The 25,281-nt window shown below is 71.2% G+C and carries 14 protein-coding genes and 3 pseudogenes; 9 read left to right on the plus strand and 8 right to left on the minus strand.

Going from position 1 to position 25,281, the window contains the following annotated elements; translation table 11 throughout:
* Positions 1–29 precede the first annotated feature (29 nt).
* Both ABEB09_RS32995 and ABEB09_RS33000 read left to right on the plus strand, forming a co-directional pair.
* Positions 30–2,252, plus strand: a complete 2,223-nt coding sequence (locus ABEB09_RS32995; protein ID WP_345693589.1) for a 1,4-beta-glucanase — start codon at positions 30–32, stop codon at positions 2,250–2,252.
* Positions 2,252–4,219, plus strand: coding sequence for a beta-galactosidase (locus tag ABEB09_RS33000; protein ID WP_345693590.1), 1,968 nt, complete (start codon positions 2,252–2,254; stop codon positions 4,217–4,219). The genes ABEB09_RS32995 and ABEB09_RS33000 overlap by 1 nt, the downstream gene beginning before the upstream one ends.
* Before the next feature lie 137 nt (positions 4,220–4,356).
* On the opposite strand, the gene ABEB09_RS33005 is transcribed toward ABEB09_RS33000, so the two are convergent.
* The 5 genes from ABEB09_RS33005 to ABEB09_RS33025 form a co-directional block, all read right to left on the minus strand.
* Positions 4,357–5,544: a sulfotransferase family protein gene (locus ABEB09_RS33005; protein WP_345693591.1), complete on the minus strand. Its 1,188-nt coding sequence runs from the start codon at positions 5,542–5,544 to the stop codon at positions 4,357–4,359.
* Positions 5,545–5,691: 147 nt separating this feature from the next.
* Positions 5,692–6,696: a LacI family DNA-binding transcriptional regulator gene (locus ABEB09_RS33010; RefSeq protein WP_345693592.1), complete on the minus strand. Its 1,005-nt coding sequence runs from the start codon at positions 6,694–6,696 to the stop codon at positions 5,692–5,694.
* Between the two features lie 324 nt (positions 6,697–7,020).
* Positions 7,021–9,156 carry an alpha-galactosidase gene (locus ABEB09_RS33015; protein WP_345693593.1) on the minus strand — a complete coding sequence of 712 codons (2,136 nt, stop codon included), beginning with the start codon at positions 9,154–9,156 and terminating at the stop codon, positions 7,021–7,023.
* Between the two features lie 376 nt (positions 9,157–9,532).
* Complete coding sequence (locus tag ABEB09_RS33020) at positions 9,533–10,639, minus strand: ricin-type beta-trefoil lectin domain protein (RefSeq protein ID WP_345693594.1); 1,107 nt, start codon at positions 10,637–10,639, stop codon at positions 9,533–9,535.
* Positions 10,640–10,958: 319 nt separating this feature from the next.
* Positions 10,959–11,819, minus strand: coding sequence for a helix-turn-helix domain-containing protein (locus ABEB09_RS33025; RefSeq protein WP_345693595.1), 861 nt, complete (start codon positions 11,817–11,819; stop codon positions 10,959–10,961).
* Between the two features lie 137 nt (positions 11,820–11,956).
* Here ABEB09_RS33025 and ABEB09_RS33030 point away from each other — a divergent pair, with 137 nt between their 5' ends.
* Positions 11,957–13,153, plus strand: coding sequence for a Gfo/Idh/MocA family protein (locus ABEB09_RS33030; RefSeq protein WP_345693596.1), 1,197 nt, complete (start codon positions 11,957–11,959; stop codon positions 13,151–13,153).
* A 263-nt stretch (positions 13,154–13,416) separates the two neighbouring features.
* Here the strand turns inward: ABEB09_RS33030 and ABEB09_RS33035 are convergent, their stop codons facing one another.
* The 3 genes from ABEB09_RS33035 to ABEB09_RS33045 form a co-directional block, all read right to left on the minus strand.
* Complete coding sequence (locus tag ABEB09_RS33035; protein WP_345693597.1) at positions 13,417–15,846, minus strand: SpoIIE family protein phosphatase; 2,430 nt, start codon at positions 15,844–15,846, stop codon at positions 13,417–13,419.
* A gap of 419 nt (positions 15,847–16,265) precedes the next feature.
* Entirely contained in the window at positions 16,266–17,144 is an 879-nt protein-coding gene (locus tag ABEB09_RS33040; protein WP_345693598.1) for an expansin EXLX1 family cellulose-binding protein, read from the minus strand.
* Positions 17,145–17,358: 214 nt separating this feature from the next.
* Positions 17,359–18,159 (minus strand): AraC family transcriptional regulator, encoded by an 801-nt coding sequence (locus ABEB09_RS33045; RefSeq protein WP_345694166.1) that lies wholly within the window; start codon positions 18,157–18,159, stop codon positions 17,359–17,361.
* 143 nt (positions 18,160–18,302) lie between these two features.
* Here ABEB09_RS33045 and ABEB09_RS33050 point away from each other — a divergent pair, with 143 nt between their 5' ends.
* From ABEB09_RS33050 to ABEB09_RS33075, 6 genes and pseudogenes are all read left to right on the plus strand, one after another.
* Complete coding sequence (locus ABEB09_RS33050; protein WP_345693599.1) at positions 18,303–19,118, plus strand: phytanoyl-CoA dioxygenase family protein; 816 nt, start codon at positions 18,303–18,305, stop codon at positions 19,116–19,118.
* A gap of 59 nt (positions 19,119–19,177) precedes the next feature.
* Positions 19,178–19,438 (plus strand): annotated as a pseudogene (locus ABEB09_RS33055) (hypothetical protein); the annotation flags it as partial.
* A gap of 203 nt (positions 19,439–19,641) precedes the next feature.
* The gene (locus ABEB09_RS33060) at positions 19,642–22,497 is read left to right on the plus strand and encodes a glycoside hydrolase family 3 C-terminal domain-containing protein (RefSeq protein WP_345693600.1); all 2,856 of its coding nucleotides are present in this window, start codon (positions 19,642–19,644) and stop codon (positions 22,495–22,497) included.
* A gap of 157 nt (positions 22,498–22,654) precedes the next feature.
* Positions 22,655–23,668, plus strand: coding sequence for an acetylxylan esterase (locus ABEB09_RS33065; RefSeq protein ID WP_345693601.1), 1,014 nt, complete (start codon positions 22,655–22,657; stop codon positions 23,666–23,668).
* A 41-nt stretch (positions 23,669–23,709) separates the two neighbouring features.
* Positions 23,710–24,255, plus strand: a pseudogene (locus tag ABEB09_RS33070) (LacI family DNA-binding transcriptional regulator); the annotation flags it as partial.
* 2 nt (positions 24,256–24,257) lie between these two features.
* Positions 24,258–25,211, plus strand: a pseudogene (locus tag ABEB09_RS33075) (amylo-alpha-1,6-glucosidase); the annotation flags it as partial.
* Positions 25,212–25,281 lie beyond the last annotated feature (70 nt).

A 25,281-nucleotide genomic window follows, 5' to 3' on the forward strand; every position in this document is an offset into this window, starting at 1 on the left:
CTCCCCTTTCGTCAGGACAGAGGTATGTCATGAGCAGGTTCCACCTCAGCAGGCGCTCCGTTCTTGCCGGTTCCGCTGCCGCCGCCGCGGTCGTCTCCCTGCCCGCGGTTTCGGGGCAGGCGCAGGCCGCCGCCCGCTCGTCCGTCGCCGAGAGCGGCTACCGGTGGCGCGGCGCCGTCATGGGCGGCACCGGTTTCATCAGCGGCGTGCTGTTCCACCCGTCGGTACGAGGGCTCGCCTACGCCAGGACCGACATCGGGGGCGCCTACCGCTGGGACGACCGCACCGACCGTTGGATCCCGCTGACCGACCACCTCGGCTGGGACGACTGGAACCTTCTCGGCGTCGAGGCCATGGCCGTCGACCCGGCCCACCGGAACCGCCTGTACCTGGCCCTCGGCACGTACACGCAGCCCTGGGCCGGCAACGGGGCCGTGCTGCGGTCCGAGGACCGGGGTGCCACCTGGAAGCGCACGGACCTCACCGTGAAGCTCGGAGCCAACGAGGACGGGCGCGGATGCGGTGAACGGCTCCTGGTCGACCCGCGGGACTGCGACACGCTGTGGCTCGGCACCCGGCACGACGGACTGCTCAAGTCCACCGACCGAGGCGCCACGTGGCAGCCCGCGGACTTCCCGGCCACCCCGAGCGCCACCGGCCAGGGCATCACCCTCCTGGTCGCCGCGGGCCGTACCGTCTACGCCGGCTGGGGCGACTCCGACGGCACCGCCGACCACCCCAACCTCTACCGCACGTCCGACGGAAGGACGTGGGAGCCCGTCCCCGGGCAGCCGGCCGGCACCGCCGCGAGGGTGCCGGTCCGAGCCGCGTACGACCGCCTCACCCGAGAGCTGTACGTGACGTATGCCAACGCCCCCGGCCCCAACGGGCAGTCCGACGGCAGCGTGCACAAGCTGCGGACGACGAACGGGAAATGGACCGAGGTCACCCCCGTGAAGCCCGGCGGGGTGACGAGCGACGGCGGGACCGACGCCTTCGGCTACGGCGGCGTCGCCGTCGACGCCCGCCGGCCCGGGACGCTCGTCGTGTCCACCAACAACCGCTGGTCCGAGATCGACACCGTCTTCCGTTCCACCGACGGCGGCCGCACCTGGACGTCCCTGAAGGACGAGGCCGTCCTCGACGTCTCCGAGACCCCCTACCTCAAGTGGGGTGGCGACAAGCCCAAGTTCGGCTGGTGGATCCAGGCCCTCGGCCTCGACCCGTTCGACTCCCGGCACGTCGTCTACGGCACCGGCGCGACCCTGTACGGCACGCGCGACCTCCGGCGCTGGGCTCCGCAGATCCGCGGCCTGGAGGAGACCGCCATCCTCCATCTGATCTCGCCGCCGGTCGGAGAGGCGCATCTGATCAGCGGCAACGGCGACATCGGCGTGATGTACCACGAGTCGCTCACGGCATCCCCCTCACGCGGCATGGCGTCGAACCCCGTCTTCGGGTCGACGACGGGACTCTCCCAGGCCGCTGCCCGACCCTCGTACGTCGTGCGCACCGGCTGGAGCGGGAGCGCCAACGGCGCCTGGTCGGACGACGGCGGACAGACCTGGTCGCCCTTCGCGTCACAGCCGGCCGCCGCCAAGGACGCGCCCGGCCCGATCGTCACCAACGCCGACGGCAGCGTGCTCCTGTGGTCCCTCGGGTCCTCGAACGGCACCGTCAACCCGGCGTACCGCTCGACGGACAACGGCGCCACCTGGTCCGAGGCCACCTCCGTCCCGAAGGGCGCCGTCCTGGTCGCGGACCCCGTGGACCCGGCGCTCTTCTACGGCTACGACACGACGGCCGGCACGGTCCACGCCAGCACCGACGGCGGCCTGACCTTCACCCCCACGGCCACCGACCTGCCCTCGGGCGACCCGCAGTTCCAGCTGACCGCGGCCCCGGGGCGCTCCGGTGACCTGTGGCTCAGCGCGAAGGAGGCCGGGCTGTACCGCTCCACCGACGGGGGCGCCACCTTCACCAGGGTCGGCAGCTGCCGGTCCTCGCACACCCTGGGCTTCGGCAAGGCCGCCCCGGGCGCCACCTACCCGGCGGTCTACATGGTCGGCGCGACCGAGGGCTTCAACGCCGTCCACCGCTCCGACGACGAGGCGAAGAGCTGGGTACGGATCAACGACGACCAGCACCAGTGGGGCTGGATCGGCCGGGCCATCACCGGCGATCCGCGCGTGTACGGGCGGGTCTACGTCGGCACCAACGGGCGCGGCGTGCAGTACGGGGAGCCCGTCTGATGCCCGGCCTGAGCGACGCGACCCGCGGCCGCCTTCTCTTCGGCGGCGACTACAACCCGGAGCAGTGGCCCGAGGAGACCTGGTACGAGGACGTCCGGCTGATGAAGGCGGCCGGGGTCAACTCGGTCACCCTCGGTGTCTTCTCCTGGTCGGCGCTGGAACCGGAGCCGGGCGCGAGGGAGTTCGGCAGACTGGACACGCTGATGGACCTGATGCACGACAACGGCATCGGCGTCGTCCTCGCCACCCCGACCTCCTCGCCCCCGCCCTGGATGGGCCGACTGCACCCGGACACCCTGCCCGTCACCGAGGACGGCCGCACCGAGTGGTGGGGCGGCCGGCAGCACTTCTCGCACTCCAGCGCCACCTATCGGCGCTACGCCGCCGCCATCACAGAGGACCTCGCCGCCCGCTACGCCGGCCACCCGGCGCTGACGATGTGGCACATCAACAACGAGTACTGCACCTTCGACTACGGCGACGAGGCCGCGGCAGCCTTCCGCCGCTGGCTGCGCGAGAAGTACGGCACCCTCGACGCCCTCAACGAGGCCTGGGGCACCGCCTTCTGGAGCCAGGGTTACGACACCTGGGACGGCATCCTGCCGCCCCGCCTGCCCCACTACATGCGCAACCCCACCCAGGTGCTGGACTTCAGGCGCTTCACCTCGGACATGCTCCTGGAGTGCTACGTCGCCGAGCGGGACATCGTGCGCCGCCACACCCCGAACATCCCGGTCACCAGCAACTTCATGCCGCTGTGGATGGGCCAGGACGCCTGGCGCTGGGCCGAGGAGGAGGACGTGGTCTCCGTCGACATCTACCCGGATCCGCGCGACCCGCTGGGCGCCCAGAGCGGCGCCCTCGTCCAGGACATGACCCGCTCCCAGGCGCGCGGGCCGTGGATGCTCATGGAGCAGGCTGCCGGGCCCGTCAACTGGCGGGGCGTGAACCACCCCAAGCCCCGGGGCCTCAACCGGCTCTGGTCCCTGCAGGCCGTGGCCCGGGGTGCCGACGCCGTCTGCTACTTCCAGTGGCGGCAGTCCCGGCAGGGCGCGGAGAAGTTCCACTCCGGCATGGTCAGCCATGCCGGGGAGGAGGGCCGGACGTACCAGGAGGTCAAGCGGCTCGGCGCGGAGCTGGAGCGGATCGCCGCCGAGACGGCCGGCCGGAACATCACCGCGGACATCGCGATCCTGCATGACTGGCACGCCTGGTGGGCCGGCGCCCAGGACGGCCGCCTGTCCGGCCAGGTGGAGTACCCGGACGTCCTGCGCGCCTGGCACCGAGCCCTCTGGCAGGCGCACTTCACCACCGACTTCGCCCACCCCGAGCACGACCTGACCCCATACTCCGTGGTCATCGTGCCGCAGCTCTACGCCCTCACCGACGCGGCGATCGACAACCTCCTCGCCCATGTCCGCAGGGGCGGCACCCTCGTCTGCGGCTTCCAGACCGGCGTCGCCGACGAGGACGACCGGGTCCGCGCCGGTGGCATGGATCCCCGGCTGCGCGAGCTGTTCGGCATCCGCACCCTGCACGAGTGGTGGCCGCTGGACGCGGGGGAGACCGTCACCTGCGAGGGCTTCACGGCGTCCCTGTGGTCGGAGGAGCTGGAGGGCGACGGCTCCGCCGACGAGACCGTCCCGTACAAGGGCGGTGAACTCGACGGACTGCCCGCCGTCCTGCGCAAGGGCCGGGCCTGGTACGTCTCCACGCTCCCGGAGCCGGAGGCGCTGCGCGACCTGCTGGCCCGGATCGCCTCCGCCGCGGGCGTCCGGCCGGTGCTCGACGGCCTCCCCGAGGAGGTCGAGGCCGTCCGCTGGGGCGAGGCGCTGTTCGTGCTCAACCACGGCCGCGAGCCGGTGACCGTCGAGGTGCCCGGCACTCACCACGATCTCCTCACGGGGACGTCAGTCACCGACCGGGTCACCCTCGGCCGCTACGGCGTGGCGGTGCTCCGGCCATGACCGCTGTCGTCGGGCCCGTCCACGGCACCGTCCGCACCGGTAGGCACAACTGACCTGGGCGGCCCGTCCGGGTGACGGCGGATCTGCGGCCGGCTCGCACGGTCCGTATCGAAGTCAGGCCTTCTTCTTCGTTCTCCTCAGGCGTGGTCGACCTCGGCCCGCAGTGTGTTGTAGTCCGCGAACGCGGACTCGACATCGGAGCGGCTCAGGCCGTAGCGGCTCAGGTCGTAGGTGTGCTTGCGGGCGCCCTTGGGGCGGGCGACGGCCGCGGGGAGCCGGGCCGCGTCCGCCTCCGTCCACGGAGCGCCGACGGCCGCGTAGAGCTTGGGGGCACCGGTGGCGGGGTCGGACCCGAGCCAGGAGTACGGGGCGTCCACCAACTGCTCCGGCGGGATGTCGGCCCGGGCCGCGAGACCGCGTGTCATGGCGCGGCTCAGCAGGCCGAGCCAGGTGGCGCCGATGCCCTCCAGGTCGAGCGGGCGGGTGCTGACGGCCATGCCGTGCTCGACCAGAGAGCAGAAGGACGCCACGACGGTGACCGGATCGCGGTGGCACCACACGATCGTGGCGTCAGGGAACACCGTGCGCAGTGCGTCCAGATTCTCCAGGTGCATGGGGGACTTCATCATCCAGCGCCGCCGCGGGCGGCCGTACTGCAGTACCTGGTAGACCTGCTTGAGATACCGGTAGTCGGGGACGAAGTCCCGCTCGCAGTGCCAGTCCTGGTACTCGGGGATCCGGGCCTGGGAGAACGGCATCAGGGCGTGCGGGAGGGCGAACGTGCATTCCTCGGGACCCTCGGCGGCCATCGCGTGGATGTCGCGGAAGCGCGGCGCGAAGAGGTCGGCGCCCTGGACCAGCCGACGCCCGGCGGTGATCGCCTTCCGCCGTTGCCGGGGCGGCAGGTCCAGGTCGGGCGTGAGCAGTTCCCAGAGCAGGGGACAGCGGTGCTCGTCCGAGATCGACAGCACGGAGTGCGTGACCGTGGTGGCCGTGCGCGGCAGTCCCACGACGAACACCGGCTTCTCGATCGGCTCCCGCTCGATCTCCGGATGCTCGGCGACCAGCCGCCGGACGCGGGCCCGGTTGGTGAGATGCCGGCGCACATGCGTCTGCGCCGACTGCCAGCCGACCGGGGTGAGCCGGTCGGCATTCGCCCACCAGCCCAGCAGCGACCGGAAGTCGTCGACGAACTGGCGGTCACCGGGCGCCTCCCCGGCGGCCGCGGCGATGCTGTCGAAGACCCGGCCGGGATCGCGTCGGGAGCCGAAGGCCGGGCGCACCAGGAGATTGGCGAGGGCGAGGGCGAGCGGAGACGAGGACACCCGGCCAATCTATCCCGTCCAACTCGCCTGCGGTGACCGGAAGTTGGCCGAACGACCGTGCCCCGTCCGCAGGTACAGCGGGATGAGGTCCATTGGGGCGTCGACCGTCACGGTCGCACCGCCCCGTACGTCTCACCGGTCCACGCGTCAGGGCGCCGATCCGGTACTCGTCCGCACCGTCAACTCGGGTGCGATCAGCAAGACTTCGTCGGTGGCGTGACCGTCGATCTTGGCGACCAGACGCTCCACCGCCTGCCGGCCCATCTCCTGCGCGGGGATGGAGACCGACGTCAGCCGCACCGAGGCCTGGACGGCCACCTGTTCCGGGCAGATCGCGACCACCGACACGTCCTCGGGGACGGCGCGGCCCTGCCGGCGCAGCAGGGCGAGCAGTGGCTCGACCGCCTGCTCGTTCTGCACGACGAACCCGGAGGTGCCCGGGCGCTCATCGAGGATGCGGGTGAGGATGGCGGCCATCGCCTCGTAGCCGCCCTCGCACGGCCGGTGCAACACCCTGAGGCCCAACTCCCGTGCCCGGGAACGGATTCCGACGAGGGTGCGCTCGGCGAAGCCGGTGTGGCGTTCGTAGACCGCGGGGGCCTCGCCGATGACGGCGATGTCGCGATGGCCGAGCATCGCCAGATGCTCGACGCACAACGCGCCGGTCGCCCTGAAGTCGAGGTCGACGCAGGTCAGTCCTGAGGTGTCGGCGGGCAGCCCGATCAGCACGGACGGCTGGTCGGTGCCGCGCAGCAACGGCAACCGCTCGTCGTCGAGCTCGACATCCATGAGGATCATCGCGTCGGCGAGCCCACTGCCGGTGACGCGGCGGACGGCTTCGGGACCCTCCTCGCCGGTCAGCAGCAGCACGTCGTACCCGTGCGTCCGGGCCGTCGTGGCGACCGCGATGGCGATCTCCATCATCACCGGCACGTACATGTCGGTGCGCAGGGGAACCATCAGCGCGATGATGTTCGACCTGCTGCTGGCCAGGGCCCGCGCGCCCGCGTTCGGGTGGTATCCCAGCTCGCGGATGCTCTGCTCGACCTGCAGCCGGGTGGCCGCGGAGATGGGCCGCTTGCCGCTGAGGACATAGCTCACCGTGCTCGCCGACACTCCGGCGTGCCGGGCGACCTCGGCGAGGGTTACCATCCAGCTCTCCCAGCCTTATGAAGCGCTTCGATCGTGCGAGCGTATCACTTCCGCGTTAAATGTACGCCGACCCTAGCCCCAGCCTGTCGTGTTGTCCATCCCCTCGTTGAAGCGCTTCGATGAAGCCCTGGTGCGACGTACAAGCCCTCGTCGATGGCGGAAGCCGGAACACTGACCGCCGACCGTACTGCCTTCTCCGTGCCCTCGGCGGCGGCCCGGGTCGCGCCAGCCGCTTGGCGAAGCGTCGGTCCGGCCGGCGCAGTGCCGGCACCCGATAGGTCCTCTCGTCGATTTGTGACGAAGTCGTGGTGTGGTGGGGGTGCTTCAGGGAGCGCCGGGGGCCGTGGGGGTGATGCGGAGCAGGACGGCGGACGGCGCAGTGGGCAGGGTCAGGCTCAGCTCGGCCGTGTCGGGCAGCCAGGCGGAATCGGCCCGACTGACCGAGGGATAGAGCAGGTCGACACGGGCGGCGGTGTCCCGCAGGTGGGGCAGGTGAAGCGTCGCCGTGGCGTCGGTTCCTGGGCGGCGCCAGGCCGTGAGGTAGGTGGTGGCGGGCGTGCGCATGGCCAGGGCGATCCAGGGGTCGTCCCAGGCAGGAAGGCCCAGTGGCCAGGACGGCACGGCTTGCGGCAGATCGGCGCGGATGGCCTTGTACACCGCTACCGCCTCGTGGACCAGGGCGCGGGCCTCCCGCTCGAGTTCGGGAATACGGCCGGAGAGGTGGATCCGGCCGAGCAGCGCGTTGGCCATGGTGAAGGCCACCTCGTCGAGGGAGTCCTCCGGCCGGGGGTACGCCCATACGGCACCCTGTTCGGGGGTGACGGCGGTGGGCGCGGAGGCCGCGATGGGCGCGTAGAGGTGGAGGTTCTGCTGGTCGCTGGTGGACTGCAGCTGCAGCCGGGAGAGCATGGCGTCGTCCCAGCGCATGCCGCCGGAGGCGCAGTTCTCCACCACCAGGTGCGGGTGCCGGTCGAGGACGCCGTCGAGCCATTCGAGGTGCGCCCGGTTGTGGCCGAGCAGGCCGTCGCCGGGGGTCTCGCCGGGGTGGGCGCTGGTGCCGGAGCCGGGGTCGATGTTGTGGTCGAGCTTGAGGTAGCCGACGCCCCACTCGCCGACCAGGCGGTCCACGACCCGGTCGAGGTGGGCACGGGCGGCCGGGTGGCGCATGTCCAGGTGGTGCCGGCCGGTCTCCGTGACGCGGGCGCCGTCGCGGCGGAAGAACGCCTCGTCGGGCAGGGACTTGGCCATGGGGCTGTGGACGCCGATGACTTCCGGCTCCAGCCACAGGCCGGGAACCATGCCGCGTCGGCGGATATGGTCCAGTACCTCCTGGATCCCCTTCTCGCCGGGGAAGCGAGAGGCGGCCGGCTCCCAGGCACCGACGCTGGTCCACCAGCCGCCGTCACCGTCGTCGTACCAGCCCGCGTCGATGACGAAGTGCTCGGCGCCGGCCTCGGCCGCCGCGTCGATCAGCGGCAGCAGCTTGTCGGTGGTGGGGTCGCCCATCAGGCAGTTCATGTAGTCGTTGAAGATGACGGGCAGGCGCTGGTGGTCGGCATGAGGGCGGCGCTGGGCGCGGCGGTAGCGGGTCAGCGCGGCGAACGCGGAGCCGGGGCCGCCGTCGGCGCTGAAGGCCAGTGCGGCGGGTACGGTGCGGAAGACGGCGCCGGGTTCCAGGGGGTGCCGCCAGCCGTGGTGGGTGTCGGTGGGCCCGAACAGCGCAGCGTAGGCCGCCTCGTCGTGCTCTTGGCACTCCCAGCGCCAGCCCCCGCCGTTGTGCTCGACCTGCCACACCCAACTGCGTCCGGTGCGCCGGTCCGTCAGGCCGCCCATGGGCAGGTGTCCGCAACTGGACCAGGTGCCTTGTCCGTTCAGGGCGAAGCCCGCCTTGCCGTGCCCGTACGTCACCTGCCCGCTGACGCCGGGTGTGGTGCGGCGCATCGGCTGTCGCTGCCAGCGGCACTCGGCGAGCCAGTCGTTGTCCGCCCACAGCAGGTCGGCGGCGTCGACGGCCGCCGGGTCCCGTGGGGTGAGGCAGCCCACCGCGAGCGAGCTGACCGACTCCAGGTGCAAGGTGGCCTGCCCTTCGTTGCGCAGCGTCACTTCACTGCGGAGCACGGGAATGCCGTCCGGCGACCGGTAGGCCACCTCCGCGGCCAGCCCGGTTTCCGGGTCGTGGAGCTGCACGGTCAGCGTGTGCCAGTCGCCGTCGCGGGCCGCGTGGTGGGCCCGGTGGCGCAGCCGCCCGCCGAGAGCGGTCCCGATCAGGCGGCTGCCCGACCAGTCGCGGCCGTGACCCGCGGCCGTCACCTCCACCAGGGGGAGGGATGCGCCGGGGACTCTCCGCGTTTCGCCGGGCAGTCCGAGGTGCGTGAGGCGCGGGCTGCCGTCGTCATCGAGGACGAGGTCGAGGTGAAGGGCCTCGTGCCCCCAGTGGAAGGCCCCTTGTTCCTTGGTCATGGCGGCCCTTTCGAGGTCGGTGCCGGGCGGGTTCCTCGGGTACGGAGTGTCGAGTCGTGCTCTGACGGACCTGTGCGGGGCCGGAGACGGCGGTGAGGGCGGGGCGCGATGTGCTCTGCGAGCTGCTCCGGACACCGGCTCGCGGCCCCCGCAAGCCGGACAGCGGGCGTTGTCGAAGCGCTTCACTATCCCGCGTTTAAGCTAACGGACAAGTTTCGCGAGAAACAAGGGCACCTACCGCGAGACTGTCTTCAGTGCCGGTTCATGGGCGCGCTATCGGAGAGAGCAGCATCGGCGAAGCGCTTCGACGGTGCCCGCCACCGATGTCCTGCCGGGATCTGAGCCCGGAAGGGGCTCAGGTCCGGGGTACGAGGGGTCATCCGGCGGTCAGAGTCGTCCACTTCTGGTTGGCGCCGCCGTGGCAGTCCCACAGCTGGAGCTGTGTGCCGTCGGCGGTGGTGGAGCCCGGGACGTCGAGGCAGCGGCCGGAGGCGGGGTTGCGGTAGCCGCCGTTGTAGGGCTGCCACACCTGGTTGGCGCCGCCGTGGCAGGCCCAGAGCTGCACCTTGGTGCCGTTGGCGGTGCCCCAGCCGGCGGCGTCGAGGCACTTGCCCAGGGAGCGCAGGGTGCCGTCGGTGTAGGCGGACCAGTACTGGTTGGCGCCGTCGCCGCAGCTCCACGTCTGTACGGCGGTCCCGTCGGCGCTGCCGGCGCCGTTGACGTCCAGGCATTTGCCGGTGATGCCGGACTGTACGCGTGCCGGGGCGGGTGCGGGGTTCCTCAGCCACCCGGCGCTGTCCGCGGCCTGGACGCCGCGGTGGAAGGCGTCGGCCATCTTCCGGTAGCCGGAGTCGTTGGGGTGCAGGGGGTCGGCCAGGTCGGCCGTGGTCAGGCCGCTCATGTCGACGGATGCGACGTGCTTGCCCGCGGCCTGTGCCTCGCTGACGATCTGGGGGATGGCCTGGTTGTACGTGCCCCGCCACTGCTCCTCCGAGCTGTTGGTGGACACGACCAGGGAGGCGACGAGGACGGTCGCGTCGGGGACGTCGGCGGTGATCTGGTTGACCAGCGACTTCAGCTCGGCGATGGCGGCGTTGGGCCCGGAGGCCCCTATGAGGTCGTTGGTGCCGATGTGCAGCGTCACGACGTTGGGCCGGTAGCGGGTCAGGGAGGCGTCGGCGAGGGCGGCGATCTCGTTGATGTGGTATCCGGAGTGGCCTTCGTTGTCGGGGTCGGACATCGAACCGGCCCGCCCCGTGCCGACGAAGTCCACCGGGTGGCCGTCCGCCGCGAGCATGTTCCACAACGGTCCCCGGTAGCCGTTGCCCGTGCTGCTTCCCACGCCCCAGGTGATCGAGTCGCCCAGCGGCATGACCCGCAGAGGTGTGTCGGAGGCGGCGGAGGCAGGGGCGACACCTGCCGCCGTCACCCCGAGCGCGACGGCGACAAGCGTGATCAGGTGGAGAAGCCAGGACTTTCTCATGCGGGTGTCCTCTTCTGAGAGTGATGGGCCTTCCGCGCCGGCGTCGGCGGCCGCCTCACGCACGGCAGATCGGCGAGGGTGGGGGAGAGACCCTGTTACGGCCGACCAGCACGCACGACGCGTTCGGAGCCACGGGGGCCGCCCGAACCGTGCCGACGGCGCCAAGTCCGGACAGGAGCGCCGCCGTCAGTGCGGTGACGCACGTCCGAGCGCGGGCTCTCGGCTCCCCGGGACGGGGCATCCGATTGTTGAAATCTGTTCGGTTCCGTCGCAGGACAGTAGACATGCGACATGTTCTCGTCAAGAGCCGCCGGGTGGGTCAGAGCACGCGTCTGTGCCGGAATCGTGCCGGGGTGGTTCCGCACGCGTCGGTGAAGGCTCGGTAGAAACGGCTGACCGAACCGAAGCCGGCGGCCGCAGCCACCTGGCTCGCGGGAAGGTCGGTGGTCACCAGCAACCGGCGTGCTTCAGCGAGCCGGTACAGCTTCACGTAGTCGCCGATCGTGGTACGCACGACCTTGCGGAACTGGGTCATGGCGTAGGTCGGGTGGACATACGCCGCCGCGGCGACGTCCGCGACAGTGATCGGCTCCCGGAAGTGATGTGCGATGTACCGCGCCATGGACACCGCCTGGCGCAGGGCCGGATCGTCACCGGCGTGTCGATGCGCCGGATCGCCGACCGTGGCAAGCGCCAGGCGCCGGACGCGCGCTTGTATCTCCAGCATCGCGATGCGGTGCAGTTCGTCGTCGCCCGCGGCCAGATCCGCGGCCCACTGGGTGAACTTCGCCGGATCGCTTGCGTCGGCACGGGCCGCGGGAGTGATCACCGGCACGCCCGAGAGCACACGGGCGAGGAGCGGTTGGGGCAGCCCCCAGGCGAGAAACTGGTCGAAGGGCACATGCAGCCAGTGGACGCGCGTCGCCCGGCTCGCCACCAACTGGTGCGGGATCGCGGCCCAGAACACAGCGAGGCCGCCCACCGCGACTTCGAGGAGTTCGCCGCCGTAGAGATAGAGCATCGACCCACCGCCGGCCACGAAGTTGATCTCCAGGTCGTCGTGCCGGTGCGCTGCCGCCATCAGCGTCGGGCGTCCCGACCAGCCGCGCAGGTACGAGGGTTCGTCGACCAGAGCACCCTGAGGATCCAAGAAGTTCTCGCTTCGAAACGGTGCAGACATCGCGTGTACTCGGATCCTATCGTCGTGAAATGGGACCGCCCCGCCTGCGGGGTGGTCCCAAGGAGTGCCGAAGCCCGCACCGTGATGCGACCGGCACCAGCTCGCACCCACTCCTACGTTCCTCATGGAGACTTCGCGTGTTCTCACTCGGTATCGTCGGCGCCGGCCAGTTCGCCGGTTCGTTCGCCAAACTCTGGCGCCTGCACCCGGACGTCGGTGACATCAAGGTCACCGACCTGCTCCCGGAGCGCGCCGAGCGACTCGTCACCGAGCATGACCTCGCCGGCACGCTCCCCTCGTTCGAGGACATGCTCGACTCCGGTCTCGACGCCATCGCCATCTTCACCCAACGCTGGACCCACGGCCCCCTCGCCGTGCAGGCACTGCGCGCGGGCAAGGACGTCTACAGCGCGGTCCCGATGGCCGTGACCGAGGCCGAGATCGCGGACATCATCGCGGCGGTCGAGGAGACCGGCCGGATCTACATGATGGGCGAGACGAGCCACTACCACCCGGCGACCGTCTACGCGCGCGCCCAGATCGCCGCGGGAGCGTTCGGCCGGATCTTCTACGCGGAAGGCGACTACGTCCACGACATGGACTGGGGCTTCTACGACGCGTACAAGTACAGCGGCGGTGAGAACTGGAAGTCCACCGCCAGCTACCCGCCGCTGCTCTACCCCACCCACTCGATCGGCGGAGTCCTCGGCGCCTGGCAGACGCACGCCGTGAGCGTCTCGGCGATCGGCGTGCCGGACGAGCGCGGCGACGGTGTGTTCGATCGCGAGATCAGCCAGTTCGACAACGACTTCTCCAACGCGACCGCACTGTTCCAAGTCGCCGGTGGCGGAAGCTTCCGCACGAACGAGTTCCGCAGGGTCGGATACATCGGCAAGGAGTCCCGCTTCCGCTACTTCGGCACGGAAGGAGTCCTCGAACAACTCGGCTCGGTCAGCCTGTGGCAGGACAAGAAGGGCGAGCACGACGTCACCGCGCACCTGCACCCCGCACCCACCCTCACACCGGACGACCCGGCGCTCTCCCACGTCGCCCCGGAACTGCGCGACGCCTTCGCCTCCGGTACCGCACCCGTCCACGACCGCTCTCGGCTCCCGCGTGAGTTCGCGCACGCGCCCAACGGCCACGAGGGCAGTCACCACTTCCTCGCCGACGACTTCGCCACCGCGGTCACGACACGAACGCCTCCACCGCTGCACGCATGGACCGCCGCCCGCTACACCCTCCCCGGCATCATCGCCCACCAATCCGCCCTCCAGGCCGGCGTGCGCCTGCCCATCCCCGACCACGGAGACGGACCCCGAATCACGACGTAGCACCACCCGACCACAGTGGCGCTGTGGACGGCATCATCACCGGGCCGTCCAGGTCGGGCCGCTGCTCGGGATTGAGCGCCCAGGGATCACCGTTGTCCAGGTGATCGTCGACGGTCGCGGGCGTCCAGCGCTGCGGAATCAGGTCCGCCGAAACGCCCGTCCAGCACGTCCCCAGCGGCGATACGGGCAGAGGCCGGGGACGCGGACAGGGAGGAGACGGCGGAACGGTCGGCCAGGGTCGAACCGTGGTCACCCATGTTCGATCACGACATCACACCGGCCTGGGGGAGGGGCTGCGCGCACCAGATCGTCTTGCCGTTGGTGGTGTGCCGGGTGCCCCACTCGTGGGTGAGCTGGGCGACCAGCAGCAGGCCCCGGCCACCCTCGTCGAAGGCGCGGGCTCGGCGCAGGTGCGGAGCGGTGTTGCTGCCGTCGAAGACCTCGCAGATCAGGGAAGTATCGCGAATCAGCCGCAGCCTGATCGGCGGCTCGCCGTATCTGATGGCGTTGGTGACCAGCTCGCTGACGACCAGTTCGGTGACGAATGACGCCTCCTGCAGGCCCCAGGCGTCCACCTGGTCGACGGCGAACTTCCTGGCGCGCGGCACCTGCGCGGGGTCGGGCTCTACGACCAGGTCGGCGACGTGGTGGGGATCCAGCGCGTGGGTGCGAGCGAGCAGCAGGGCGGCGTCGTCGGTGCGGCGTTCGGGGAGCATGGCGTCCATGACCATGTCGCACAGGGCCTCCAGGGAGGTGGCCGAGTGGTTCAGGGCTCGCAGCAGTTCGGCGATCCGCTGGTCGACGTCGCGCTCGCGGCTTTCCACCAGTCCGTCGGTGTAGAGGACGAGCAGGCTGCCCTCGGGCAGCTCGAGCTCGGTGGCCTCGAAAGGCAGCCCACCGATGCCGAGCGGCGGACCCGGATGGGCGGGGACCGGTGTCCTGGTGCCGTCCGGGGAGATGATCAGCGGCAGCGGATGGCCGGCGCTGGCCAGCGTGAAGCGCCGGGAGACAGGGTCGTAGACGGTGTACAGGCAGGTGGCGCCGGATTCGCCGGTCGGCTCGAAGTGGCCGGCGGGCTGGAGGTCGCCGGCGAGGTGCAGGACCAGGTCGTCCAGGTGGGTCAGCAGCTCGTCCGGCGGCAGGTCGACGTCGGCGAGAGTGCGGACCGCGGTGCGCAGCCGGCCCATGGCGGCCGAGGCGTGCAGGCCGTGGCCGACGACATCGCCGACGACCAGGGCGACCCGGGCACCGGACAGCGGAACGACATCGAACCAGTCCCCGCCCACTTCCGCGCCGGTCCCGGCGGGCAGGTAGCGGGATGCCACCTCGACCGCCTCCTGGTTCGGCAGCCCCTGCGGCAGCAGGCTGCGTTGCAGGGTCAGCGCGGTCGTGCGTTCGCGCGCGTACCGGCGGGCGTTGTCGATGGCGACGGCGGCTTTGGCGGTCATCTCTTCGGCGAGGATCAGGTCGTCGGCGGTGAAGGCCTCGGGCCGGTCCAGGCGGGAGAAGGCGACGACGCCGAGCAGCGCGCCGCGGGCCCGGAGCGGCACGGTGATCCGGCCGGTCAGCCCGTCCGCGGCGATGGCCCCTTCGATCAACGGGTTGCCCGGCGGCCAGTGGGCCGGGTCGGCGGCGAGCCCGGGCCCGAAGGCCCATTCGCCGCCCTGGCCGGGCTGAGCGGCGAGCTCGACCGTGGACCTGCCGGTGGCCATGCAGCGGGCGGCGACGGAACCGGGAGTGTGGCTGACCGGTGTCGCGGGTTCGGGCGCCCGGTCGGCGTCCTCCTTCGCGCTGTGCTGGGCGGCACGGCTGAGCGCGATGGCCGCGCCGGGGGTGAACGCGGACGCGGAGGGCGGTTCCTCCCCGCGCAGCACCTCGTCGAAGAGGTCTACGGTGACGAGGTCGGCGAATCCCGGCACCGGGGTCGTGGCCAGTTCCCGGGCGGTGCCGATCACGTCGAGTGTCAGGCCGATGCCGCCGCTGGCCTTGTTGAGGATGAGCAGGCGTTGCCGAGCCCAGTACTCGGCGCTCATGTCGAATCCCCAGTTGGCGACCGCGCGGGTCTTGCCCTCGGCATCTCGGACGGGCCACATGCTGGTGGCCCAGGCGTTGGCGTAGTCGCTGCCGAGCGGGCGGAAGACGGTGATGAGGCGTGCGGGCTCGCCCGTCCTCGCCACCTCGGAGAGCCTGTCGGTGTATGCCATGTCGTCCAGTTCGGGGAACAGCTCGCGGTACTTCTCACCGAGCACCTGCTCCTCGGAGTGCGCCATCACTCGGCACGCGGAGGCATTGACCCACAGAAACCGCAGCTCAGGGTCGTAGACGCCCAGAGCGAAGGGGCACTGCTCGAAGGCCCGGTCGGCGATCACGGGGCGGCCTCCCCACGGCTGGACGGTCACCACGTGGCCCAGCGAACGGCCGTCAGCACCGCGCAGCGGATGGGCCGTCAGCACGGCGTCCACCCTGGAACCGTCCCGGTGGCGCAGCGGGACGACTCCCGTGGGGTCGGAGCCGATGCCGAGAATCTCGGGGAAGTCGGATGGGCGATCGACCAACAGGTCGGTCACGGGACGCCCCACGGTCTCCTCCGCCGTCCAGCCCAGCAGCAGCCGCCCGCCCTCGCTCCAACCACTCACCATGCCGTGCGGGTCGACCACGGCAGCGGCAATCGGGGCATCCTGCTTGGCAGCCATCTCCACGCGCCACGCCTCCGTCCGGACAGCGGTGCTCGCCAGGACCGGTTTCCAGCGGCTGGTTCCAGCCTAGGTTCGCTCCGTCTGGTGCGCCGAGTCAGTCACGGTAGGTACCGAATGACCAACACCGCGTGTCTGGTGCCCGCTGCCACGCCGCCCACTTCGGCGGCGCCACATCCTCCGCCCGGCTCAGCCTCGTCGGGCCCCTGTATCACTGCCTGACGGTCCCCTTCCGGCCCTCACGGGCCCGCCTCCACCTGGGGTGCGGGCCGGCCCCGCGTGCTGGTACTGCCGGGCTCCTTCCCCTCAACGAGTCGCTGGTACCAGCACAGGCTCGTTCGGCCACGGCGTCAGTAGCGCCGCCCCGGTCATGAGCGGTCGTCCTCCAGCGGAGACCGAGACGACCGACGCGGATGGGTTCAGCGCGGGGCGAACTGGACGCGGGTCGGCTGCGCCACATCCGGCTTCAGCGCGATCCCGTCGACCGTCAGCCGCTCTCCGTAGACGTCGGTGATCCTGATCGAACTGCCGCATCCACTGCCGTTGGTGGAGAGGAAGTAGTTGTAGTCGCTACGGGGCAGCTGTCGCCAGCCTTGGGCGGTGCGGACCTCCAGCCGGTCGACCGGATTGCGGTGGTTGATCACTTGGATGCCGCACCAGTAGGGGCTGGACCCGGTCTTGTACCGGATGGAGAGCGGGGGGAGCGTGCCGGGGCTCAGCAGGGTCCAGGTGATCGGGAGCCGGCCGACCTCGAGGTCCGCCAGCTTGGCGAATGCCTGCTCGCTGAGGTCGAGTTGTCCGGGCGCGCAGGGCAGCGGGCATTCGTTGGTGATGCGGACCGTGATCGAGGCGCCGTTGGAGGCGCGGACGAGCACGTACGCGCCGCACGCCCTGGACGACTCGTAGTCCGTGGTGTTCATGGCCGCGATCATGAGGTCGTCGCTCGGCCCGAACAGGCAGGCGCCGTCGCCGTCCGCGGCCTTGTATGCGGTCGCGACCCCCTCGTAGGTGGTGTGGGGCTGGATGCGTCCGGGCCGGGGTGCCGCGCGGTCGGTCGTCTGCGAGCCTGTGGTCGTGGCCATGGTCGGGGTCGAGGTGGGGGGCGAGGTGGGGGTCGCCGATGCGTGAGAGGCGTTGGTCGGGGTCGCGGAACCGGTCGAGGGAGCGGTCGTGGGCGCCGCCTCGGTGCCGGCGACGGGGGCTACGGTCGTGGCCGCCCCCGCGTCGGCCGTGGGGCCGGGGCGCAGCGCCACCACCAGGCAGGTGAGGACGCCTGCGGCTGTCAGTACCGCCACCATGCTCCACATCAGCCCGTATCTGTGCTCGCGCCTGTGCCTGCGCTGCCGCGTTGCCTGCTTCGCTGTCCGCATGTCCGTCCGTCCGGAGATCGAGCCGATGGTGCACTGCTCAGTTGCCGCCGGAGGCGGAAGGGTTGCCGGAGATTCCCGGAGCGGGAGCCGGTCGAGTCTCGTGGGAGACGGGTGACGGGGGCCGCCTGCCGATGGTCCGGATCTACTGAGCCGCGCTGTCGCGCGGGGCGGCACTGGCGGTACGGATGCCGCGAGGTGACGCCCCGAGTTCACGGCGGCAGGCCTTGTTGAACGCCTGGAGGTCGGGGATGCCGACCGAGGCGGCGACGGCGGGGATGGAGAGCGTGGTGGCCCGCAGGAAATGGCGTGCGCGTTCCATCCGGCGGGCCCGGATGTAGCCGACGACGGTTTCCCCGGTGGCGGCGCGGAAGAGCCGGGTCAGGTGGTTGTGGGAAACGCCGGCCGCCTTCGCGATCTCCGGCACCGTCAGGGACTCCGTCAGCCGCGCCTCGATCAGGGCCGTCGCGGCCGCCACCGCCGGATGAACGGCCCGGGCGCTCTGCTCGCGCAGCGGGGTGAGCCGGGCGATCCGCCACAGGGCGGCCCACACCTCGGCGGTGGCCCGGGCCGGGGTGTTCGGCCAGGCGGCCAGTCCCTGCCGCAACTGTGCCGTGAGCAGGTCGAGCTCGCGTCCGGTGCGCTGGATCACGGGAAAGCTCTGAGGTGTTCCCGCCGAGCCCAGGCGGAGGTGGGCGTAGAGGTGCTCGGAGCGGCCCCGGTAGCGGTAACGCACCTCGGTTCCGGGCGGTACGAGGCTGACCCGCCCGGGGCGGATCGCGTGCTCGGTGCCGTCGACCGTCAAGTCGGCGTCGTAGCCGTACAGATGGAGCTGCCACAGGTCCGGCAGCGAGAACACGTCCACCTGGCCGGCCGGACCGTGCACGCCGATACCGACGGCGGCGAGAGTGGGAGGCTCGTCGAGATGGGCGAGGACCGTCTGCATGGGCACGTGTTCTACCACGGTGGACGCGGCCGGTCCTGGGACGCGGTCGTCGACGTGCTTGGCGGACGGCAGAGTGAAAATCGACCAGTGGAGGGTGAACGCGGCCCACGCGGTGCGCGGCGGCCGGACCTAGCGTGGCCGTCATGGAGAACAGGCAAGAACTGCTGAACTCGGTGCAGATGGCGCGCTTCGTGGCGCGCGGGTCACTGCGGCTGGACGCGGTGGTTCCGGCGGAGATGAACGCCGAGGGCTTGGCGGTACTGGCGGGCGGGGTGCCGCCGGTGCCGTACGGGACGCCGCTGTCCGATGCGTACGCGAAGGGCTCCTTCGTCCGCAGGCTGCTGGAACTTCCACAGGTGGCAGGGGCCCTGCGCAGCCTGGTCGGCCCGGAGCCGTGGGTGGACCACCACTTCGTGCATACCCGCGAGCCTCACGGAGGCGCCGCGCAGGCGCTGCACGGGGACGCCATCATCGATGTCCGACCGGACGCCTTCGACGTCCAGTTGATGTACTACCCGCAGACCGTGACGCTGGAGATGGGCGGAACGCTCAGCGTGCCGGGCAGTCATCTGCGGCGGATCAACGAATCGGACACCGGCCGCTACCAGAACCTGCGCGGTCAGGACCGGTTGGTCTGCCCGGCCGGCACGGTGGTGCTTCTGCACCACGGCATATGGCACGGGGGCCGGCGCAACGACAGCGACATCCTCCGCTACATGTTCAAGATCCGCTTCAATCCCAGGGTGCGTCAACGACGTCTGTGGGACACCTCGGATCTCCACGACCCGCAGGTGGCAGCGGAGCTGGACGCGATGTTCCCGTGGTACGAGGGAGCGACCGGCCGGCTGGAGCGGTACAACCGCATCCTGCTGTGGCGGGAGCTGACCGGCGACGACGGCTTCGACCTCGACCACTGGGTGACCAGGGTCTCCAACCGCCCGAAGGAGACCGTGGCATGACGACCGAAGCGATCCCGCCCGCGTCGGCGGACACCGGAGACGCCACCGCCGCCCCGGTGCTGCGGCAGCAGGTGCTCGTGCTGTACCTGGCGAGCTCGGCGCTGGACTCCCATGTCGTCGGCTGGTCGCGCTACGACGGCACCGGCCGCACCTCGCCCACCACGGGCGACAGCGACGAGCCGCCGTACGAGTCGGGGGTGGCCGCGCTGCAGGACGGTTGGCGGCTGTTCCAGGCCGCCCAGCTGATCCCGCCGTACCCGGGTCACGAGTACGACGTCTCCTTCCTCAAGCACGAGTTCTTCTTCGAACGGGTCGTCGACGTGCGGGCGCAGACGGGTCCTGACGTCGAATCGAATCGCTTGACTCGGAAAGGAAGGGTGACCGAGTGGTTTCGCGCGACACGGGAGAGTCGACGGGGAAGTACTTTCTCTGCGCCCTTCATTGACAGGCCGTGAAGGTGAATGGGACCGTCGAAGCGCTTCGACGAACGCCGCCGTAACCAGCTCGCCCGAGGGGTTTCCACGTGAGTTCCGCGCCCGCGTCAGCATCCGAGCAGCCCGATTTCCGTGATCCCGCGCTGCCACTGCAGAAGCGCGTCGACGACCTGCTCTCACGGCTCATGCCCGAAGAGCGGATCGCGATGCTGCACCAGTACGTGCCGGCCGTCCCACGGCTCGGCCTCGCTGCCTTCCGTACGGGCAGCGAGGCCCTGCACGGGGTCTCCTGGCTGGGGGTGGCGACGGTCTTCCCGCAGGCCGTCGGCCTCGGCGCCACCTGGGACGAGGACCTGGTGCGCCGGGTCGCCGAGGCCGTCTCGGTCGAGCTGCGGGCCTTCCACCACCACCGGACGCCCGCCGTCGGCGACGGCCCCCACAGCCTGCAGGCATGGGCACCCGTGCTGAACCTGCTGCGCGATCCGCGCTGGGGGCGCAACGAGGAGGGCTACTCCGAGGACCCGGTGCACACCGCTCGGCTCGGCGAGGCATATTGCCGGGGCCTCGCCGGCGACCATCCGACCTACCTGCGGGCGGCTCCCGTTCTCAAGCACTTCCTCGCCTACAACAACGAGGACGACCGCTGCACCACCTCTTCCGGACTGCGCCCGCGCGTCCTCCACGAGTACGACCTGGCCGCCTTCCGGCCCGTCGTCGCCTCCGGCGCCGCGACCGGAGCCATGGCCGCGTACAACCTGGTCAACGGCCGCCCCTGCCACATCAGCCCGCTGATCGAGACCGAGCTGCGCCGCTGGGCGCGGCCCACCGGTCACGAACTGTTCGTCGTCAGCGACGCCGAGGCCCCCTCCAACCTGGTCGACCCGGAGCACTACTTCGACGACCACACCGAGTCCCACGCCGCCGCCCTCAAGGCCGGCATCGACAGCTTCACCGACCACGCCGAGGACAGCGCCACGCCCGTCGGCCGACTGCGCGAGGCGCTGGAGCGCGGCCTGATGGAACAGGCCGACGTGGACCGCGCGGTGCGTCGGCAGCTCGAACTCCGTTTCCGTCTCGCCGAGTTCGACCCGGACCTCGACCCGTACGCCGGGATCGGCCCGGAGGTGATCGACTGCCCCGAGCACCGCGCCCTGGCGCGGCACGCGGCGACCGAGTCGGTGGTACTGCTCAAGAACGACGGCCTGCTGCCGCTGGACCCGGCCCGTACGTCACGGATCGCCGTCATCGGCCCCCTCGCCGACACGCTGTGCGAGGACTGGTACAGCGGCACCATGCCCTACCAGGTGACCGTCGCCGACGGCCTCGCCGCCGCACTCGGCGCCCACGGCGGCGAGGTGGTCCGGGTGGAGGGCGCCGACCGTATCGCGCTGCGCTCCCGCACCACCGGCGAACTCCTCGGCAAGACCGCCTTCGACGTGACCGACTGGGGCCGCGGCACGCTGACCCTCCGCGCCGCCGACACCGGCCATTACCTGAGCCTCAAGGACGACGCCACCGTGGCGGCCGACCAGACGGTGCTCAAGAACTGGTTCGTCAAGGAGACCTTCCGGCTCGAACCGGCCAGGGAGGACACGGTGCTGCTGCGCTCCGTGCTCACCGGCCGCTACGCCGCCGTGGATCCGACCGACGGCCGCGTCACCGTGACCGCCGACGCCCCGGACTCCGCCGAACGCTGGGAGCGAGAGCTGCTGCGCGACGGCGCGGCCGAGGCCCGGGCAGCCGCCGAGGCGGCCGACGCGGCGGTCGTCGTCCTCGGCAACCACCCCATGATCAACGGCCGTGAGACCGAGGACCGCGCGGACATCGACCTGCCCGCGACGCAGGAGGAGCTGCTCCGCGCGGTCGCGGCCGTGCGCCCCGAGACGGCGCTCGTGGTGATGAGCAGCTACCCGTACGCCGTCGACTGGGCAGACGAGCATCTGCCCGCCGTGGTGTGGACCTCCCACGGCGGGCAGGAGACGGGCCACGCGCTGGCCGCCGTGCTCGTCGGCGAGGCCGACCCCGCCGGGCGCCTCCCACAGACCTGGTACCGGGGCGACGATCCGCTGCCGGCCCCACTCGACTACGACATCATCAAGGCGGGCTGGACCTACCAGTACCATCCGGCCGCGCCCCTCTACCCCTTCGGCCACGGCCTGTCGTATACCGACTTCTCCTACCGCGACCTGTGGCTGTCACGGTCGTCGACCGGCCAGGACGGCGCGGTCGACATCACGGTGACCCTGACCAACAGCGGTGCCCGGGCCGGCAGCGAGGTGGTGCAGCTCTACGTCCGGGCGCCGGACGCCCGTCACGAGGCGCCCAGACTGCGCCTGGCCGACTTCCGCAAGGTGCGCCTGGAACCAGGGGAGAGCCGCGAGGTGACGTTCCGACTGCCCGCCGAACGGCTCGCCCACTGGGATGTCGCCACCTCCGCCTTCACCGTCGATCCCGGCGGCTACGAGATCGTCGTCGCCCGCTCCGCCGATCACCCGGTCCTCACCGCACCGCTGACGGTGACCGGGACGGCCTCGGCGCCCCGGGTCGTCGTGGAACGGCGGACCCTGGCGGTCGGCTTCGACGACTACGCGGACGTCACCCTCGTCGACGCCACTCGGGCCGACGGTGACGCGGTCACGCCCACCGACCCCGCGCGGCCCGGGACGCTTCTCTTCCACGACGTCGACCTCTCCGGGGCCGTCCGGATCGAGGCCGAGACCGCCCGCGAGGACGCCGGACCCAGCGAGGCGCGGCTGGTCATCCAGGCTGGCGACCAGGTGCTGGCCGAGCTCGACGTCCCCCCCACCGGCGACCGCTACGCATGGCAGACCGTCGCAGGCGAACTGGACGCCCCGCCCGAGGGCGTCCACGACCTGCGCCTGACCCTGCACGGTGACTTCCGCCTCTCCGCCTTCCGCTTCGGCAGCCCTGGCAGAGCCGACTGACCGCTTGCACCCGGCCCGTAAACCGGCGGCCCGTCCGAAGGGGGGAGGACGGGCCGCCACTCCCTTGCCCAGCCGTGCCTCGGACCCGCGAGGGGCGTGGTCCCGATGCCACTCGAACCCCCGCCACCTCGTCCACACTCCGACCGGAGGAAGCCCCATGCCGCTCACCGACCTCGGGACTGACGACCTCGTCGGCTACCAGCCGCAGCTGACCGCTCCGAACGACTTCGACGCGTTCTGGCGCCGCACCCTCGCCGAAGCCCGGTCCTACGACGGGACGATCAAGGCCGAACGGGTCACCTCCGCGCACCTGCTGCACACCGTCGAAGTCGACGACGTGCGCTTCCCCGGCTGGGACGGCGAGCCGGTGGCCGCCTGGCTCCTGCGCCCGCGCGGCACGGAGGGACCGCTGCCGGTCGTCGTCACGTACATGGGCTACAGCGGCGGCCGTGGTCTGCCCACCGACCACCTGCTCTGGTCCGCCGCCGGCTACGCCCAGCTCGTCGTCGACAGCCGGGGCCAGGGCCACGACACCCCGGACCGGACGGCGGGCGACGGCACGCAGTGGGCCGGGGGGTTCATGACCCGAGGCATCGACTCCCCCGAGAACTACTACTACCGGCGGCTGATCACCGACTGCGTACGCGCCGTGGACGCCGTCGCCGGGCTGCCCGGCCTCGACCCGCGCAGGATCGTGGTGGCCGGAGGCAGCCAGGGCGGCGGCCTGACCCTCGCCGTCGCCGCTCTCGCCGGAGACCGCGTCGCGGCGGCACTGCCGGACGTCCCGTTCCTGTGCCACTTCCGCCGCGCCGTGCAGATCACCGGGGAGGGCCCGTACCCGGAGATCGCCGAGTACCTGCGCTGGCACAGTCGCGACCGCGTGGAACAGACCCTCGCCACCCTCGACTACTTCGACGGCGTCCACTTCGCCCAACGGGCCACCGCGCCGGTGCTGTTCAGCGTCGCCCTGATGGACCCGATCTGCCCGCCCTCCACGGTCTACGCCGCCTACAACCACTACCGGGGCGAGGACCGCACCATGACCGTCTGGCCCTTCGGCGACCACGGCGGCGGGTACGGCTCCAACCCGCCGGTCCAGCTGTCCTGGCTGCGCGAACGTGGTCTCGCACCGGAGCGGTCCGTCCCGTCCGTCGCGTTGCCGGATGTGTGAGGCCTGGTGGGTGTGGGGCCGGCGGGTGGCCGTGGGGTCGCGTGTTCTCGCGGAGCCCCGTGTCGTATGCCCTGAGCGGCAAGCGTCCGGTGTCGGAGGACACCCGCCGGAAGATCCAGCGGGTCATCGACGAGCTGGGATACCAGCCCAACGCGAGTGCGCGGGCCCTGGCCAACGGCCGGACCAACACGATCGGTCTCGTCTTCCCGCCGGCCGGCAACCACTACACCGGCATGCAGCTGGACTTCATCGGCAGTGTGGTGGAGGCCGCGGCGGCGTACGACTACGACGTGCTGCTGTCCCCGAGCGGTGTGGACAGCGACCGCTCCTTCCAGCGGTTGCTGGGGCAGCGGCGGGTCGACGGGACGATCCTGATGGAGATCAGGCTGCGGGACGACCGGGTCGATCATATGGCCGAACTGGGCTTCCCGTCCGTCGCCATCGGCCGTACCGCGCACCCGGAAGGCGGCTGGCGGGTCGGCCTGGACCACACCGCGCTCGCGGCGGCCTGCGTGCACCATCTCGGGGACCTGGGTCACCGCCGGGTCGCGTTCGTCAACCGGCCCGCGCAGCTGGTGGGGGCCGGCTAGACCACTGCTTCAACGCCCTCGCCCTGGCCCCCGGTACCCCCGCCCTGGCCTGGGACCAGTTCTCCCTGCCCTTCGACCATCAGGACGAGACCGGTGCTTTGCCCGACTCGGTGACCCACTCCGAGGTCCTCTACAACTTCGTCAAACCGCCCATCCACGGCTGGACCCTGTCCCACTTGCGCGGACGGCTTCCCGAGCCCCTCAGCCGGACGGAACTCGCCGAGACCTACCGTAGGTTGGCACGGTGGACGGACTTCTGGCTCACGGCCCGCCGAGCCTTCGGCGCCGCCCTGCCCCACTACCAGCACGGCAACGACAGCGGCTGGGACAACGCCACCACCTTCGATCCCGAGCGCGTGGTCGTCACCGCCGACCTGGCCGCCTTCCTCGTACTCCAGCTCCGCGAACTCGCCCGCCTGGCCACCGAACTTGACCTGCCCGACGAGGCCCGGCGCTGGACGCGCACCGCCGAGGCGACGCAGGCCGCGATGCTCGACGAGCTGTGGACGGGAGAGCGGTTCGTGGCCCGCGGTGTCGACACCGCCGCGACCTGGGAGAGCTCCAGCCTGCTGGACCTGATGCCGATGGCACTGGGCGAGCACCTGCCAGAGAACATCGGCAGAACCCTGGCCGCCCGGATCGAGACCCATCTGACCCCGCACGGACTGGCCACCGAACTGCCCACCTCACCCCACTACCTCTCCGACGGCTACTGGCGCGGCCCCATCTGGGCGCCCGCCACCGTCCTCCTCGAGGACGGCCTGCGTCGCGCCGGCCACGACCGCCTCGCCGACGAGATCAGTGCCCGCTTCCGCACCCTGTGCGAAACCCACGGCTTCGCCGAGAACTTCGACGCCCTCACCGGAACGGGGCTGCGCGATCGCGCCTATACCTGGACCGCCGCCGCCTATCTCGTCCTCGCCGAAGCCCACGCGCACCGAGACGGCCGCTGACCGGCCGCCTCCTCCAGGCCCCGGGACCGATCGGGCCCCGGTTCTCCTTCTCCGTCCACCCCAGGAGCCG

The sequence above is a fragment of the Streptomyces coeruleoprunus genome, from assembly GCF_039542925.1.
GTDB classification, from domain to species: Bacteria; Actinomycetota; Actinomycetes; order Streptomycetales; family Streptomycetaceae; genus Streptomyces; species Streptomyces coeruleoprunus.